The sequence below is a fragment of the Paenibacillus sp. JL3B1040 genome, assembly GCF_057063165.1.
The window spans coordinates 1639956-1656030 of record NZ_CM169317.1 but is presented as its reverse complement, the minus strand read 5'-3'; the positions used below and the strand labels follow the sequence as shown (position 1 = coordinate 1656030).

12 protein-coding genes are annotated in these 16075 nt (G+C 56.4%); 3 read left to right on the top strand and 9 right to left on the bottom strand.

Annotated features, from left to right (window positions below):
* From narH to ACZF99_RS07285, 6 genes are all read right to left on the bottom strand, one after another.
* Positions 1–1500, bottom strand: coding sequence for a nitrate reductase subunit beta (gene narH, locus ACZF99_RS07310; RefSeq protein WP_483610374.1), 1500 nt, complete (start codon positions 1498–1500; stop codon positions 1–3).
* Positions 1490–5173, bottom strand: a complete 3684-nt coding sequence (locus tag ACZF99_RS07305) for a nitrate reductase subunit alpha (RefSeq protein WP_483610372.1) — start codon at positions 5171–5173, stop codon at positions 1490–1492. The genes narH and ACZF99_RS07305 overlap by 11 nt, the downstream gene beginning before the upstream one ends.
* Positions 5174–5455 (bottom strand): hypothetical protein, encoded by a 282-nt coding sequence (locus ACZF99_RS07300; protein WP_483610370.1) that lies wholly within the window; start codon positions 5453–5455, stop codon positions 5174–5176. It lies immediately after the preceding gene.
* A gap of 37 nt (positions 5456–5492) precedes the next feature.
* Positions 5493–5810 (bottom strand): hypothetical protein, encoded by a 318-nt coding sequence (locus ACZF99_RS07295; RefSeq protein WP_483610368.1) that lies wholly within the window; start codon positions 5808–5810, stop codon positions 5493–5495.
* Positions 5764–6243 carry a hemerythrin domain-containing protein gene (locus tag ACZF99_RS07290; RefSeq protein WP_483610366.1) on the bottom strand — a complete coding sequence of 160 codons (480 nt, stop codon included), beginning with the start codon at positions 6241–6243 and terminating at the stop codon, positions 5764–5766. Before ACZF99_RS07290 ends, ACZF99_RS07295 begins: the two co-directional genes overlap by 47 nt.
* A gap of 137 nt (positions 6244–6380) precedes the next feature.
* Positions 6381–7403 (bottom strand): DUF7309 domain-containing protein, encoded by a 1023-nt coding sequence (locus tag ACZF99_RS07285; RefSeq protein ID WP_483610364.1) that lies wholly within the window; start codon positions 7401–7403, stop codon positions 6381–6383.
* Positions 7404–7589: 186 nt separating this feature from the next.
* On the opposite strand from ACZF99_RS07285, the gene yhbH reads away from it, so the two are divergent.
* Together yhbH and ACZF99_RS07275 are read left to right on the top strand one after the other, a co-directional pair.
* Positions 7590–8759 carry a sporulation protein YhbH gene (gene yhbH, locus ACZF99_RS07280; RefSeq protein WP_483610363.1) on the top strand — a complete coding sequence of 390 codons (1170 nt, stop codon included), beginning with the start codon at positions 7590–7592 and terminating at the stop codon, positions 8757–8759.
* An 8-nt stretch (positions 8760–8767) separates the two neighbouring features.
* On the top strand, positions 8768–10195 hold the full coding sequence (locus ACZF99_RS07275; protein WP_483612594.1) for a SpoVR family protein: 1428 nt from the start codon (positions 8768–8770) through the stop codon (positions 10193–10195).
* A 52-nt stretch (positions 10196–10247) separates the two neighbouring features.
* Here ACZF99_RS07275 and ACZF99_RS07270 read toward each other — a convergent pair whose 3' ends face one another.
* Positions 10248–13361, bottom strand: a complete 3114-nt coding sequence (locus ACZF99_RS07270; RefSeq protein ID WP_483610361.1) for an efflux RND transporter permease subunit — start codon at positions 13359–13361, stop codon at positions 10248–10250.
* A gap of 1 nt (position 13362) precedes the next feature.
* Entirely contained in the window at positions 13363–14388 is a 1026-nt protein-coding gene (locus ACZF99_RS07265; protein WP_483610359.1) for an efflux RND transporter periplasmic adaptor subunit, read from the bottom strand.
* Between the two features lie 238 nt (positions 14389–14626).
* Here ACZF99_RS07265 and ACZF99_RS07260 point away from each other — a divergent pair, with 238 nt between their 5' ends.
* Entirely contained in the window at positions 14627–15520 is an 894-nt protein-coding gene (locus ACZF99_RS07260) for a TetR/AcrR family transcriptional regulator (protein WP_483610357.1), read from the top strand.
* A 102-nt stretch (positions 15521–15622) separates the two neighbouring features.
* Here ACZF99_RS07260 and ACZF99_RS07255 read toward each other — a convergent pair whose 3' ends face one another.
* The gene (locus ACZF99_RS07255; protein WP_483610355.1) at positions 15623–15949 is read right to left on the bottom strand and encodes a hypothetical protein; all 327 of its coding nucleotides are present in this window, start codon (positions 15947–15949) and stop codon (positions 15623–15625) included.
* Between the last annotated feature and the right edge of the window lie 126 nt (positions 15950–16075).

Sequence of the window (16075 nt, the reverse complement as noted above, 5' to 3'; positions counted from 1 at the left end):
CTATTCCTCCTTGGCAAAAAGCTGCGACATAAAACCGTCCTCCGGCGTGATTCCCTCCAGGCTGCAGGCGCCTTGACGATAATGCAGACCGGCTTCCCCGATCATTTCCCGCCGCGCGGTCGGAATAACGAACCGTTCGTTATGCTTGGCAACGGCGAACAGGCGAGTCATCTCCTCGATCTCCTCCACGGTTGTTCCCGCTTCCTCCAGCAGTCGGCTGCGTCTCAACCCGTCCAGCCCGCCCACGGCGCGGTCACGCATCAGCACGCGCATCGCCGTCATTTTGAGCAGGACCTTCCGGACTACCTTCGTATCCCCCGCCGTCAGCAGGGAAGCCAAATATTCCATCGGAATCCGCATTTGATCCACCGCCGGGATATACATGTCCGTCTGCAGCTCGTCTTCCTCGATGTGATTCATGATCGGGCTGAGCGGCGGCACGTACCAAACCATCGGCAGCGTGCGGTATTCGGGGTGCAGCGGCAGCGCGACCTTCCATTTCATCGCCATTTTGTAAATCGGCGAACGCTGGGCCGCGTCGATCCACGCATCCGTAATCCCCGTTCTTCTCGCTTCCTTGATAACCTCGGGATCATGCGGATCGAGGAACACGCCCAACTGCGCTTCGTACAGCTCCTGCGGATCCTCAACCGCCGCGGCGGCTTTGATCCGGTCCGCGTCGTACATCACGACGCCGATGTAACGGATCCGCCCGACGCAGGTCTCGGAACAGATGGTCGAGAGCCCGGCTTCGGTGCGCGGGTAACAGAAGTTGCATTTTTCCGCCTTATGCGTGTTCCAGTTGTAATACACCTTGTGGTAAGGGCAGCCGTTCATGCAGAACCGCCAGCCGCGGCAGGCCTCCTGGTCGACCAGCACGATGCCGTCCTCATCGCGTTTGTACAAGGCGCCGGACGGGCAGGAGGCGACGCAAGACGGATTGAGACAATGTTCGCAGATCCGCGGCAGATACATCATAAACGTCTTTTCGTATTCCATGGCGATGTGCTCCTGCAGCTTCTTGACGTTCGGATCCATCGGCACGATCTCGCTGCCCCCGGCCAAATCGTCGTCCCAGTTGGGGCCCCAGGTCGGCTTGTCCATGTATTCCCCCGTAATCATCGACACCGGCCGGCCAACAGGCAGGTTCTTGCGCTTCGGGCTGTGGAGGAGGCTATCGTAATCGTACGTCCACGGCTCGTAGAAGCTGTCCAAATCGGCCATGTCCGGATTGTAGAAAATGTTCGCCAGCTTGGCGATCGGCCCGCCGGCCCGCAGCGACAGCTTGCCGCCGCGCAACACCCAGCCGCCCTTGTACTTGCGCGCGTCCTCCCATTCCTTCGGATATCCGGGTCCCGGGCGGGTCTCCACGTTGTTGTACCACATGTATTCCGTGCCGGGGCGGTTCGTCCAGGTGTTCTTGCAGGTGACCGAGCAGGTGTGGCAGCCGATGCATTTGTCGAGGTTCATCACCATCGCGACCTGCGTTTTAATCCTCAAGCCAATCTACCTCCTTCAGCGGGCGGATGATCGTCATCGTATCCCGTTGATTCCCCGTCGGACCGTAATAATTGAAGCCGTAGCTGAGCTGTGCGTACCCGCCGATCATATGCGTCGGCTTGAGCGTAATGCGGGTCACGCTGTTATGCGTACCGCCCCGCTGCTTGTTGATCGAAGTGCCGGGCACGCCAAGCGTGCGGTCTTGGGCATGGTACATATAGGCGATCCCTTCGGGAATCCGGTACGTCAGCACCGCCCGGGCCGCCACGACGCCGTTGCGGTTGTACACCTCGATCCAGTCGTTATCCTTGATGCCGATCGACGCTCCGTCCTTCTCATTCAGCCACACGACCTGCCAACCGCGGAACAACGTCGACATCTGGTTCGTATCGGTGAACATCGTATGGATCCCCCACTTCTGGTGCGGGGTCAGATAACGGATTGTCAACGATTTCCCGTTGTTTGGCACTTCCCGTTCCCCTTCGAGGAAAGGGACATGCGCAAGCGGCGGCAAATAGATTGGCAAGGCCTCCCCGAAATCGAGGATCATTTCATGATCGAGATAGAAGCTTTGCCGCCCGGTCAGCGTCCGCCATGGAATGCTGTATTCGGTGTTCAGCGTAAACGGCGAATACCGGCGGTTGTCCTTCTCCAGCCCGCTCCAGACGGGCGCGGAAATAGCCTGACGCGGCTGGGCGGTGATATCGAACAACGTAAAAGCTTCCTCTTCGCGCGGTTTGGCGATGTCCGCGAGCTGCTTTCCGGTCTTCTTCTCCATGTCGTGCCAGCCTTCGACCGCACGTTCCCCGTTCGTCGCTCCCGACATTAACAGAATCGCTTCGATCGCTTGGCGGTCATCGTACAAATCCGGCTGGCCTTTGCCGATGCCCTCGCGCTTGGAGATGCCTAGCCGTTCCTTCAACTGCTTGTACACCCGTTCGCCCGGGATGTTCACCGCTTTGGAGCTATACCCCTTCTCGACGTTGGGGCCCAGCGTGATCATCTTTCCGTATACGTTCGGGTAGTCGCGCTTCACGATCCGAAAATGCGGCATGCTTTTGCCGGGAACAGCTTCAACTTCCCCTTTGCGCCAGTCCTTGATTTTCCCGTGCACCTGGGCCACCTCGTCCGGGCTGTCGTGCCCGAGCGGGGTCATCATCACGTCCTCGCATGCCGGAAGATGCCGCTCGGCCAGCTCCGAGAACGTCTTGGCGATTTCCCGGAACGAGTCCCAGTCGCTTTTGCTCTGCCAAGGGGGAGAGATCGCCGGATTAAACGGGTGGATAAACGGATGCATGTCCGTGCTGCTCAGATCATGCTTCTCGTACCAGGTCGCCGCCGGCAGCACGATGTCCGAAAACAACCCGGAGCTGGTCATGCGGAAGTCCATGCTGACGAACAGATCCGTTTTGCCCTCCGGCGGCATATCGTCGGTATGCACGTCCTTCGGGCGCCAGGATTGGGATGGGTCGGTGAGGACCTGGTTGTCGGCGCCGATCAAATGCTTGGCGAAATACTCATGTCCCTTGCCGCTGTCGCCAAGCAGATTGGACCGCCAATTGAAGAACACGCGCGGGAAATTGCGCGGATCGTTCGGATGCTCGATGGCGAAATCCAACTCCCCGTCCTTGACCATCCGGGCGACCTCCTGCACGGCCTCCTTGTCGTCCGTCAGGCCTTTCCCGCGCAACTCCTTCGCTACGTCCAGCGAGTTTTGGCTGAACTGCGGGAACGACGGCAGCCAGCCGAGTCTCACCGCCATGGCGTTGACGTCGGCCGGATGCAGCTTGCTGTAGCGGCCGCCCCAAGGCGTGACCTGCTCCTCGTTCACGGGAGCTTCATACCGGAACTGCTCGGTGGCGAAGTAGAAATACGACGTGCCGTTCTGCAGCCGCGGCGGGCGAATCCAGTCACCGGCAAAGGCGATTTGCTGCCAGCCTTCCAGCGGCCGCACCTTCTCCTGTCCGACGTAATGGGCCCAGCCGCCGCCGTTTACGCCCTGGGAGCCGGTTAACAGCACCAGGTTCAGGATCGCGCGGTAGATTTGGTCGCTGTGGTACCAGTGGTTGGTCCCGCCGCCCATGGCGATCATCGAACGTCCGCCCGTCTTGGCGGCATTGTCGGCGAACTCGCGGGCGACCTGGATGCAATGCGACTTCTTGACCCCCGTAATCGCCTCCTGCCAGGCCGGCGTATACGGCTTCTTCTCGTCGTAATCGGCCGGATAGTCGCCGGGCAGCCCGCGCGGTACGCCGACGTGAGCCATCATCAGGTCGTATACGGTCGTCACCTTCAGCGTCTCTCCGGACGGGGTTTGCAGATGTTTGACCGGCACGCCGCGCCGGACGGTTTGGCCTTCTTGTTCCGCAAAATAAGGAAAATCGACCAGAGCCACCTCGTCGGCGCTCCCGAGAAAGCTCAGTTGCGGTTCGATGCGCGTGCCGTCCGGCTTATCCAGGTCCAGATTCCAGCGGCTTCCTTGATCCCAGCGGAAACCTTGACTGCCGTTCGGCACCTCCGGCCCTCCTGCGGCGGCGTCCCAGAGCACCGTTTTCCATTCGGCCAGCTCCTGCTCGTCGCCGAGATCAGCCGCGCGAAGAAACCGGTCCGAGCGGAAGCTCCCGTTCTCCTCCTTCAGCATGACGAGGAACGGGAGATCGGTGAATTTCTTCACATAATCCGTAAAGTAAGGGGTTTCTTGATCAACGTAAAATTCCTTCAGAATGACATGCGTCATGGCCATGGCCAACGCCGCGTCCGTGCCGACCCGGGCCGGCAGCCAAATGTCGGCGAACTTCTCGTATTCCGAGTAATCCGGGCTCACGCCGACGACTTTGGTCCCGTTATAGCGGGCTTCCACCATGAAATGGGCATCGGGGGAGCGGGTCTGCGGGATGTTGGTGCCCCAAATGATAAAATACTTCGTATTGTACCAATCTCCGCTCTCCGGCACGTCGGTCTGCTCCCCCCACACCTGCGGCGAAGCCGGCGGAAGGTCGGCGTACCAGTCATAGAAGCTGAGGATCGTTCCGCCGATCAGCGAAAGAAATCTCGTCCCCGCCGCATAGCTGACCATCGACATCGCCGGAATCGGGCTGAAGCCAACGACGCGATCGGGTCCATACTGGCGGATCGTATGGATCGTCGCCGCCGCGATTATTTGGCAGGCCGCGTCCCAGTCGGCGCGGACGAATCCGCCTTTGCCCCGTGCTTTGACGTAGCGGGCGCGCTTCTTCGGATCGTCCGCGATGTTCTGCCAGGCGAGAACCGGATCCTTGACGGCCGCCATCTCCTCAAGCCACAGCTCGTACAGCTCCCCGCGGATATAAGGGTACTTCACCCGCAGCGGGCTGTAGGTATACCAAGAGAAGCTGGCCCCGCGCGGACACCCCCTAGGCTCGTATTCCGGAAAATCCGCGCCGGTCGTCGGATAATCGGTCTGCTGCGTCTCCCATGTAATGATGCCGTCCTTCACGAACACGTTCCAACTGCAGGAGCCCGTACAATTGACACCATGCGTGGAGCGGACGACCTTGTCGTGCTGCCAGCGACCCCGATACAGACTCTCCCAATCCCGGCCGCGAGGGCTTTCCTCGGTCCAGCCGTCGTTGATGCGTTCCCCGCGCCGCAAATATTTCAGCGATTCGAACAGCTTGTTCTGCTTATCGCCCATCTATAGCGCTCCCTTCTGCTCAATTTCCGCTCGCGAAACGGGATTAAATCGTTCGCCGGTCAGCTTGAACGCGCCCTCTCCGGCCCGCAGCTCCTCGGCGAACACACTCCAGGCAGCGGCGTTGCAGGCGGCCAGGATCAGGCGCTGCAGCTCGGCCGGCTGACGGATCGAAGCGATCTTCGCCTTCACCTCGTCGTCCGGTTCCCCGAAACGCATCTGCAGCACGGCTAGCAGGTCCTCCCGGTCCTGTCTGGCGAACAGCTCGAGCTCGCGTGCTTCCACTTTCCCTCAACTCCTTTTTAGAGGTTGTTCTGAACTCTTATTTATAGTAGTCGGCGATTAACGCCTGTTTGACCCGTTCGGCAGCTGCCCGCAGAAATTCCCCGATGCGTTCGTCGTCACGTTCGATCCAATCCCAAGGGATCACGCCGCTTTCCAGCCGCTCAAACCGCTCGCCATAGCGCACGCGGACGGCAACGCCGCGTTCATGTAGCTGCGCTCCCGCTTTGACGTCATAAGAATGCAAACCCAAGCGGGCAAGTTCGTTCGTCAACCGGGCATAAAGCCGCGGCTCGGCCGCACGAAGCGGCTTATCCGGCAGCAAATCCGTCAGTTTCGGTGCCGGAAGCTGTGTCATGACGTCCCGCCTCCATTTCTTTTTCCACCATGTCTTCTTCATCCCGGTTATGCAGTTGGTCGACCAGGATCAACGCCTGGAAGCGATGGACCACTTCGTCCCCGACCTCGCCTCGTTCCAAGCGGTCTTTGATTTCCGCCAACAGTTCGCGCAGCAACTGATGGTCCCGGGTCAAAGCGATAATCACGTCCCTTAGCTCCGGCTTGAGTTCCAGCGCCTCGACGTACAGCCCTTCTTCCTCGCTTTGCGCGTGCTGCAAGGTGCGCGATTCCCAATGCTCCACGGCGATCCAGGCGATCTCCAGCGCCTTGTCGCGTTCGCCCCGGCGCAGGCAGCGCGCGAGCAGCTCCGTAAGTTCCTTCGCCTCTTCCAAAACAGCCTCATGAATCAACGCATGGCTATCCGCGTTTCTTAAGGAGGGCCCTGATTTCATGCACTCTCATCCTTTTATGGTTATTTTTACTAGGGTTCGCGTTGAATTTCCGATTTATACCCAATCCGGGCAGAAAAAAACCGGGACAGCTCCGCTCTCGCGGAACTCCCGGCCATATCGGCGTTTCATCTCATTATTTACAGCAGCTGTCCCCTCATCGAATGCTGGAACTCCTCGATCGCCGGCAATTCCGGCACTAGCAGGCATTCCAGACGAAGACCCGTGAGCACGGGCGCCAGCTTGTCCAGCACCTTAGGTTCCGCGGCGACAAGCAGGGACGGGACGACCCGGTGCGTTTCTATCAGTTTCAATAAACCTTCGGCGAGGTTGTCATGCGCTTCGATCTCCTTCGTCATCCCGTAGTGCAGCAACTGCCCGGATTCCTGATCCGCGATCACATTCATCGTCGGATAGAACGGACGCCCTTCCTCTTCGATCGGCATCGGAACGAAAAAGCTGTCCACCTCCCAAACGCCAACGCTGGTTTGCACCGCGCGTTTGGCTTTAGCCATGCGCAGCTCGTCGGCTGCGGCCAACCGCCCGGTCGGCTCAAGCGGCCGATCCGCCGGATCCGGCTTCCGCCATTCGCTGATCCATTCGGTCGTGCCACCCTCTTCCCCGGCCACCGGAATCCGCACAAGAAACCGTTCTCCGTTGCCTTCCAGCAAAGCATCGGGATCCTGCCGGTAGGCACGGCTCACTTCGACCGCTTGTCCGATGACCTCCGTCAAGAACAGGAGATCGTCCCGGTCCATAAGCGGCCAAGGCACGTAACCCGGCTCGTAAAGCCGGAAGGTGGGCCAGCTGTTTTTGCCCCGATAAGATAAACCCAGCTCCTTGATTTGCTTGTATTCCTTCGGATACAAATCGTCCCGGCTGTCAAAGGACAACATGAAGCAATGCTGCGCAAAAAGCGGGTCGCCTACAAATTCTCCGTTCAGCATGTCGAGCACCGTTTGCAGTCCCCCGGTCCCCAAATAGACGGCCATGCCGTACATTTCTCCACCGCTCCCCATCACGCAGCAATATCCGGTGCGCCCGTCCCGGGGGCTTCGGACGCCAAACAAATGGACGTTCGAAAGCCATTCCCATGGCTTCAGTTTTTTGAATTGATCCGCCGCCTCATATAGTTTCAACCAATCGGCATTCTTTGGTTCCAACTCGTTTCCTCCTTCGCAACTTTAACCCTGCTTCAATAAGCATAACGGGAATCTCCGCCCGTTTCCAGCGTTATTGTTGCCAAACCGGCGCAAGCTCCCTCACATATCGCCCCTCTCCGTGAATATACTTTATTTACATCCACAAATATAGCGTTCCGGGAAATCCCGATATGGAGGTGTTCATCCATGCCAACGCCCGATCGATACAACTTTGTCGTCTCCAAAGAGGACTGGTCGCTGCATCGCAAGGGGTATCAGGACCAACAGCGCCACCAGGAGAAAGTGCGGGAGGTCATCCGGCAAAATTTGCCCGATCTCGTCACCGAAGAAAATATCATTATGTCGGACGGCAAACAGATCATTAAGGTTCCCCTCCGCAATTTGGAAGAGTACCGCTTCATCCATAACTACCAAAAACATAAGCATGTCGGCCAAGGCGACGGAAGCAGCGAGGTCGGGGATGTGCTTGGCCAGGACAGTCCCAAGGAAAGCGGAAAAGGCGGAAAGGGCGGAAAGGCCGGCGATCAGCCGGGCTACGATTACGTGGAGGCCGAGATCAGCATCGAAGAGCTGGAGGATATGCTGTTCGACGAGATGGAGCTGCCCTACATCCAGGAGAAAGATAAGGAACAAATGGAAACCGAATCGATTCGTTTTAACGATATCCGCAAGAAAGGCCTGATGTCCAACATCGACAAGAAGCGGACCATTCTGGAGAACCTGCGCCGTAACGCCACCGCCGGCATCCCCGGCATCCACGGCATTTCGCCGGACGATCTTCGCTATAAAACGTGGGAGGAGATCGTGGTTCCTCATTCCAATGCGGTGATCCTGGCGATGATGGATACGTCGGGTTCGATGGGCGCGTTCGAGAAATATTGCGCGCGCAGCTTCTTCTTCTGGATGACCCGGTTTTTGCGGCGGCAGTACGAAAAGGTGGAGATCGTATTTCTGGCCCACCATACGGAGGCCAAGGAGGTCAGCGAGGAGGAATTTTTCACCCGCGGGGAAAGCGGGGGTACCATCTGTTCTTCGGTGTATCAAAAAGCGCTGGAGATCATCGACTCCCGTTACCCGCCGTCCAGCTACAACATCTATCCGTTCCACTTCTCCGACGGCGACAACCTGACTTCCGACAACGAGCGCTGCGTCAAGCTGATCGGCGAGCTGATGAAACGCAGCAACCTGTTCGGCTACGGGGAGGTTAATCAATATAACCGCGGCAGTACGCTGATGTCCGCCTACCGGACGATTAAGCAGGAGAAATTCATGTATTACGTCATTAAGGAAAAAGGCGAAGTGTACAACGCATTGAAGCGTTTTTTTCAAAAGCGCGAAGGAGGTGCGGCGAGTTGAACAGCGAAATGGAGCAGCTCGAATACGCCATCGCGGAAATCATGGAAATCGCCGACTCCTTCGGGCTCGACTATTATCCGATGCGCTACGAAATATGCCCTGCCGATATCATCTATACGTTTGGCGCTTACGGGATGCCGACCCGCTTCTCGCACTGGAGCTTCGGCAAAACGTTTAACAAGATGAAGATGCAATACGATTTCGGACTCAGCAAAATCTACGAGCTCGTCATCAACTCGAACCCGTGTTACGCCTTTTTGCTGGAGGGCAATTCGCTGATCCAGAACAAGCTGATCGTCGCCCACGTGCTGGCGCATTGCGATTTCTTCAAAAATAACGTCCGCTTCTCCGCCACCAACCGGGATATGGTGGAGAGCATGTCCGCCACCGCCGAGCGGATCAGTCGCTATGAACTGGCTTACGGTGCGGAAACGGTGGAAAGCTTCATCGATGCCGTGCTCGCGATCCAGGAGCATGTCGACCCGCAATTGATCAAGCCGATGCGGTACGATAAACGCAGACAAATGGAAGAGAAGCTGCGCCGGGCCAAGAGCGGGCGGCGCGAACCGGTTAAAGCGGGCGAATACGACGACCTGTGGTCGCTGGACGAGAAGCCGGGCGGGCGCACCGGGGAAGCCAAAGAGAGCGCCGTTCCCTTTCCGCCCGAGCCGGAGAAGGATATCGTCTGGTTCATTCAGGAATATTCGGAAGCGCTGGAGGATTGGCAACGGGACATCATGAGCATGCTGCGCGAAGAAATGCTGTATTTCTGGCCGCAGATGGAGACGAAAATCATGAACGAGGGATGGGCTTCCTACTGGCATCAGCGCATTATCCGCGAGCTCGACCTGACCAGCGACGAAACGGTCGAATTCGCCAAGCTGAACGCCTCGGTCGTCCAGCCGTCGCGGCAAAGCCTGAACCCGTATTACCTCGGGCTCAAGATTTTCGAGGACATCGAGCGCCGCTGGGATCACCCGACCGAGGAGGAGCGCCGCCGCTTGGGCCGCGAGCCCGGGCAAGGCCGCGAGAAAATCTTCGAGGTGCGTGAGCTCGACTCCGACATTTCGTTCCTTCGCAGTTATCTGACCAAGGAGCTCGTCCGCGACTTGGACTTGTACATTTTCGAGAAGCACGGGCCGGAGTGGAGAATCACCGACAAAACATGGGAGAATATCCGCGACCAGTTGGTCGCCTCCCGCGTAAACGGCGGATCTCCGTATATCGTTGTCCAGGACGGCGACTACCTGCGCTCCGGCGAGCTGCTGCTGAAGCATCAGTACGAGGGGCTTGAGCTCGACCTGAAATATCTGGAGCATACGCTCCCCCATGTCTACAAGCTGTGGGGCCGCCCCGTGCATCTCGAGACGGTGGTGGAGGAGAAGCGGGCGATGTTCTCCTATGACGGGCAGAAGCATGTAAGGAAGATGATTTGAACGCATCGTAAAGAAGAACCGCCCGGATCTATTGATCGGGCGGTATGACAAACTACATTGCCGTGTTGCCGCCGCCCGGAGTTACCGGCACGTCGGTTTCGGGTTTTCTGCGCAGAACAACGCGACCAAACCAGTTGCTCATGTTATCGGCAATCGTGTACATGACCGGTACGAAAAACAAGGTAAGCAGCGTGGAAAACGACAGTCCGAAAATAACCGTAATGGCCATGGGCGCCTGCATTTCCGCGCCTTCCCCAATCCCGAAGGCGAGCGGCAACAATCCTAGCACGGTGGTTGCCGTGGTCATAAAGATCGGACGAACCCGTGACGGCGCACCTTCCAAAATGGCCGCTTCTCGTTCAAGTCCTCGGCCCCGCAGCGTATTGACGTAATCGACAAGGATAATCGCGTTATTGACGACAATCCCCGCCAGCATGATCAATCCGATCAGAACCGTGATACTAAGCGGTGTGCGGGTGACAAACAACCCTAGGATGACCCCGATTACCGTTGTGGGCAACGAGAACATAATAACGAACGGATACAGCAGCGATTCGAACTGTACCGCCATCACGATATAAACTAACACGATGGCAAACAGCAGCGCCGCTCCGAGATCGGCGAACGACTCCATCATATCTTGGGACTGCCCGCCAAACGAATAGGAATAGCCGTCCGGGAAATTCATGCCGGCGAGCAATCGAGTCACTTCACCGGACACGCTCCCCAAATCGCGGCCGACGACATCGCTGGTAATATTAATCTGCCGCTGCTGATTCTCCCGCTGGATCATGACCGGGCCTTCAACTTGTTCAAAATCGGCCAGGACCGCCAGCGGGATAAGCTCCCCGCCAGGCGTTCGCAAGGTCAGCCGGTTTAACGCCGACAGATCGGCATAAGTGTCCTCCGGCAACGTCACCTTGACGTCGATTTCATCTCCGCCCTCGCGATATCGCGTCGCGACCTGGCCTTTCATGGCCACGCTGATTTCGCTCATGACCTGCTGGTAAGTAAGCCCGTAATGTGCCGCAATGTCGCGGTTGACCACGATATTCAGCTCCGAACCACCGCTGGACGCTGAGGAGGTCGGGTTATAGATGCCTTTGATTTCGGCCAACGACCAAACGACTTGATCGCCAAGCTCCTTAAGCACATCGTAATCTTGCCCGGAGATGCCGATCTGGATGGCGGCCCCTCCGCCCAATCCGGTCTGCATTTCGCTGACCGTAATCTCCGCCCCGGCAATGTTGTCGGTGCCGGCATTGATCGCCTGCACTACCTCCGTCGTGCTGATCTCCCGTTCTCCGGAGGGGACGAGTTCCACCGAGACGGTTGCCGTATTCGCGCTCCCGCCTAATCCGTCATTGCTGCCGCCGACCGAAACGTTGACGCTCTCCAAAATCGCTTCGTAAGGCGTCAATAATTCGGTGATTTCATCCGTAGCTTTTTTCGTTTCCTCAAGCGAGGTGCCGTTTGGCGTTTCCACCGTTATCTGGAATTGTCCCTGGTCGGCAGCGGGCATAAACTCCGCGCCGATAAAAGGAGTTAACGCAAATGAACCGATAAGCAGCACAAGCGTCACGCTAACGGTGGTTTTGCGGTGCGAGAGCACCCAGCGAAGCGCCTTTTTATAGGCGGCTAGGATACGCCCGCCGAACCGGTCCAACCCATTTTCCTTTTTCTCCGATTGAAGCTTGACCCGAGCCAGCATCTTGGAGGATAACGTGGGAACAAGCGTAATCGCGACCACCAGCGATGCGATGAGCGAAAACGTAACCGACAAGGCCATGGGCATAAAGATGTCTGCGGCAAGCCCCTGGACGAACGTCATCGGCAAAAACACGACCAGCGTCGTCAACGTTGAAGCAATCACCGCCGAGCCGAGCTCGGACGCCCCTTTGACGGCTGCATCCTTTACGGAGTACCCGCGCTGCCGGTAAGAGAATATATTTTCCAGAATAACGATCGAACTGTCGACCATCATCCCGACACCAAGCGCCAAACCGCCCATCGAGATGATATTCAACGTTTGTCCGGAAAAATACATCAACGTAAACGTGGCGATGACCGCAATCGGGATCGACAGCGAAATGACCAACGTAGAGCGTATGTTCCGCAAGAACAGGAGCAAAACAACGACGGACAACACGGCGCCGGTCAACATATTATTGATGACGCTATTGATTGACTGGTTAATGATCTCCGAGGTATCCATCGTGACGTTCAATTTGGTGCTTTGGGGAAGATCCGCTCTCAGCTTCTCAAGCGCCGCCGTAACGGCCTCCGCGGCTTCCACCGTGTTGGCGTCCGACTGCTTTTGTACGGACAGAAGCAACGCCGGCTCCCCGTTCACGTAAGAAAGTGAGGTTTGCTCGGCGAAGGTGTCCCGAATGACCGCGACATCGCCAACCTTAATCGTAGCGCCGGTTTGCAAATGAATGATTGTATTCTCCAAATCCGCCAGGGAAGCGTACTCCCCCAGAACGCGAATTTGCTGTTCCTCGGCGCCCTTTTGTACCGAACCGACAGAGGCCGAGCGGTTCTCCGCGCCGATCGCCTGGATGACCTGACTTGCACCGATACCGTATTGCTGCATTTTGGCCTGGTCAAGCTCCACGCGAATTTCCCGGGTTTTTCCCCCTTGAACGCTGACGGATGCAACCCCTTTTTGCCTCTCCAAGAACGGCACGACCGTATCTTCGGCAATATTCTGCAAAATAGCCGCATCTTGGCCGGACAAGCTGAGCGTGAGGATCGGCATCTGCTGCGGGTCGAACCTCAAAACGGAAGGATCGTTGGCATCCTCCGGCAGCATTCCTTTGACCTGATCGACTTTTTCGCGAACCTCCAACAAAGCGTTATCCAGATTGGTCCCGGTTTTAAACTGCATGATGATCATCGAAGCGCCGACCTGCGACTGGGATTGAATGGTGTCAATTCCCTGGATCGAGCCCATCGCTCCCTCCAGCGGGCTGCTCACGAGCTTTTCGACCTCCTCCGGTGCGGCCCCCGAGTAGGAGGTGGCAACTACGGCGATCGGCAGGTCGATCTTCGGAAACAGGTCCACCGCCAGGCTTCTTAAGCTAAACAAACCTAAGGATACGACGGCAATCACGATCATCAACACACCGATCGGGCGCTTGACGGATACTTCTATTAGTTTCAAATCACTGCGCCTCCTTGATGACCTTGACTTGATCCCCGTCGGATAACGTCAGTTGCCCTTTGACAACGACCTGTTCGCCTTCCTTCACGTCCCCCTTAACCGCCGACTTCTCGGACTGGGATTCCACCACTTCGACCGGCACTTCGGCGGCAATGCCTTCGCGGACAACGAAGATGAAGCTTTCGCTCCCCCTGTCTACGATCGACCGGGTAGGCACAAGCAGCGCATCGGTAACAAGCGCTTCTTCCGTCGAGAGGATCGCCGTCATACCGGATTTAATGGTTCCATCCGCGTTGTCCGCTTCAAATTCCGCCGTATAGAAGCCGTTTTGCGCTACCGGAGAAATGTGGGTGATTTGAGCGGTCAATGTTTTGCCGATATCCGGCAATGAGAGGTTCATTTCTTTTTTATTTTGCAGTTTCAGCATATCGGTAGCCCCGATGCTCGCCTTAATTTGAATCGGATGAAGGTTGACGATTTTAACTAACGGATTGCCGGCAGCGACCATTTCCCCTACCTTCGCGTTCACTTCAACGACCGTGCCGGAGATCGGGGCTATAATGTTCGCGTTATCCAAAGCCATTTCCGCCTGCTTCACGCGGATCTGGGCTTGTTCGACATTGGAACGGGCTTGTTCAAGCTGAACGTCGTCGCCGTTCGTCATATTCAAAGTTTTATACTGGAGCTGGGCTTGTTCCAGGTTAATCTGGGCCAATTCCAACTGCAAATTTAAATCGACGCTGTCAATCCGCCCCAGCACGGCCCCTTTTTTGACGGTTTTGTTTTTTTCGACGTTCAATTCCACCAGTTCGCCGCCCATCTTGGGCGTAACGCTGCTCTCCGCCGAAGGCTGGGTCGTTCCGATCATGTCGCTCTGGAGGTACAAAGATCCCGTTTCGACGGGAATCACCTGTACCGGTGTTTGTTTGTTTTCCGTTTGTCCGGCTAAAGGTTGGCCCGCTCCGCAGCCGGCCGCCACCACCGCTAGCGCCATGGACAAAAGCGCTATTTTCATCAACTTTTGCATGTTTCTTTACACTCCCCTGCTCCCCAAATCTTTGTATAAAAATTCGATAATACGTAATAAAGCTATGAATGAACGGTCAGTTTCATCCTTGATTATACCGGTAGGACAGCGTAAAATCAATTTAATAGAGCTCCATTTCAAGCTAAACCGAACGCCCGGTCATTAACGATCCGCCTTTGATCTGCACCGACCGGTCGGCCGGCGTACACAGGAGCATATTAATGAGGGAAGTGTCAACGTGCACGATAAAAAACAACTCATTCTGGATACCGCCCTGAGGTTGTTCGCACAAAAAGGGTTTAGTGCCACTTCTATTCAGGATATCGTCGATCAAATCGGCATTGCCAAGGGCTCCTTATACGTATATTTCAAATCGAAAGAGGATCTGTTTGTTTCAGCCCTGCAGCTCGTCCTGGACAGAGTCAGTGAACAATGCCGAACTGTCGTGTCCGACAGCCGCTTGCCCGCACAAGCGAAGGTAGAGAAGCTGATCCAGATTCAACTAGAGTTAAGCAGCGAATATCATGACGTGTTTTGGATCCTTGTCCATGAATCGACGGCTCTGATCAATAGTGAGGTAACGCCGCTCCTCTGGGGGTTCCGAGACGACATGCTAACTTGGCTGTCAAATAGTCTGTACGATATTTATGGCAAATCCAGCGAACCGTATGTCTGGGATTGCGCTACACTTTTATTGGGAATCACACAACACTATGCGGTATTGATGAATCCCATGGGAATCGCCACCGGCCAAATCCTTCCCTTCGTCATGGAACGGCTGGATGATTGCATGAGTGGAATGATGAGCAAACAAAAGCCCCCTGTAATAGATGAAGCATCGATCAAACGATTTTTCGAGATCCACGGAAAAGGTGAAGCTTGCCCCATGTGGAGAGCGTACCTTGATCAAATCCATAAGTTGATTGAGCAGATGGAACTGGATAAGCCGCGTCGGGACGAATGGGATTCCTATTTGCTTGTGCTCGATCATGAGCTGAACAAAACCCAACCCGTCCCTACCGTCATTCTTTCTTTGATCGCGACACTCCGGGGATTTGGAATAAAATCAGTACAAGGCCCACTCAACGCTTTGGAACGATTGTTTAATGAAAGCAAACCATCGGAGTCCTAACGTTTAGAGCATCCGATGGTTTTGCATCTTGTTGGTTTCAAAACGAAAAAAGAGCCGCCCGGAGCCTAGCTTCGGCGGCTTTTGTTGTGCCTGCGGAACTCGTCAGGACAGCAAGGCGATGACCAACAGCTCGTAGAGCACCAGCGTCAAAATCGTCTCATCGCTTGGACTCGGACCCCAAAAAGGAACCCCAAAAGCACGCTGTCCCCCGTACCGCGGTACGGCCAAATGAATCATCCCGCCCTGGCAACTGACGATTCGGCCGACATGCACATGACCGTCCATCGTTTCGATGCGAACTCTCTGGTTAACATGCTGCCGGCAGATGCCTTGCACCCGATCGCGGATCGACCGCAAATGCGGGGCGGATTGCGGGTCCGCCTGATAAACGATGCGCTGCTGAGGATACCCCCACGGTTGAACACTCATTCGTTCTTCGCCTCCAAGGTTTCTTTCAAGTTCAAATTATCGTATGCGAATACCCAGGGGGCGGTGAGGCCTTGCACAACTCGACAAATCCCCTTATTCTTCTTGCTTGTTTAACCATAAATAGAA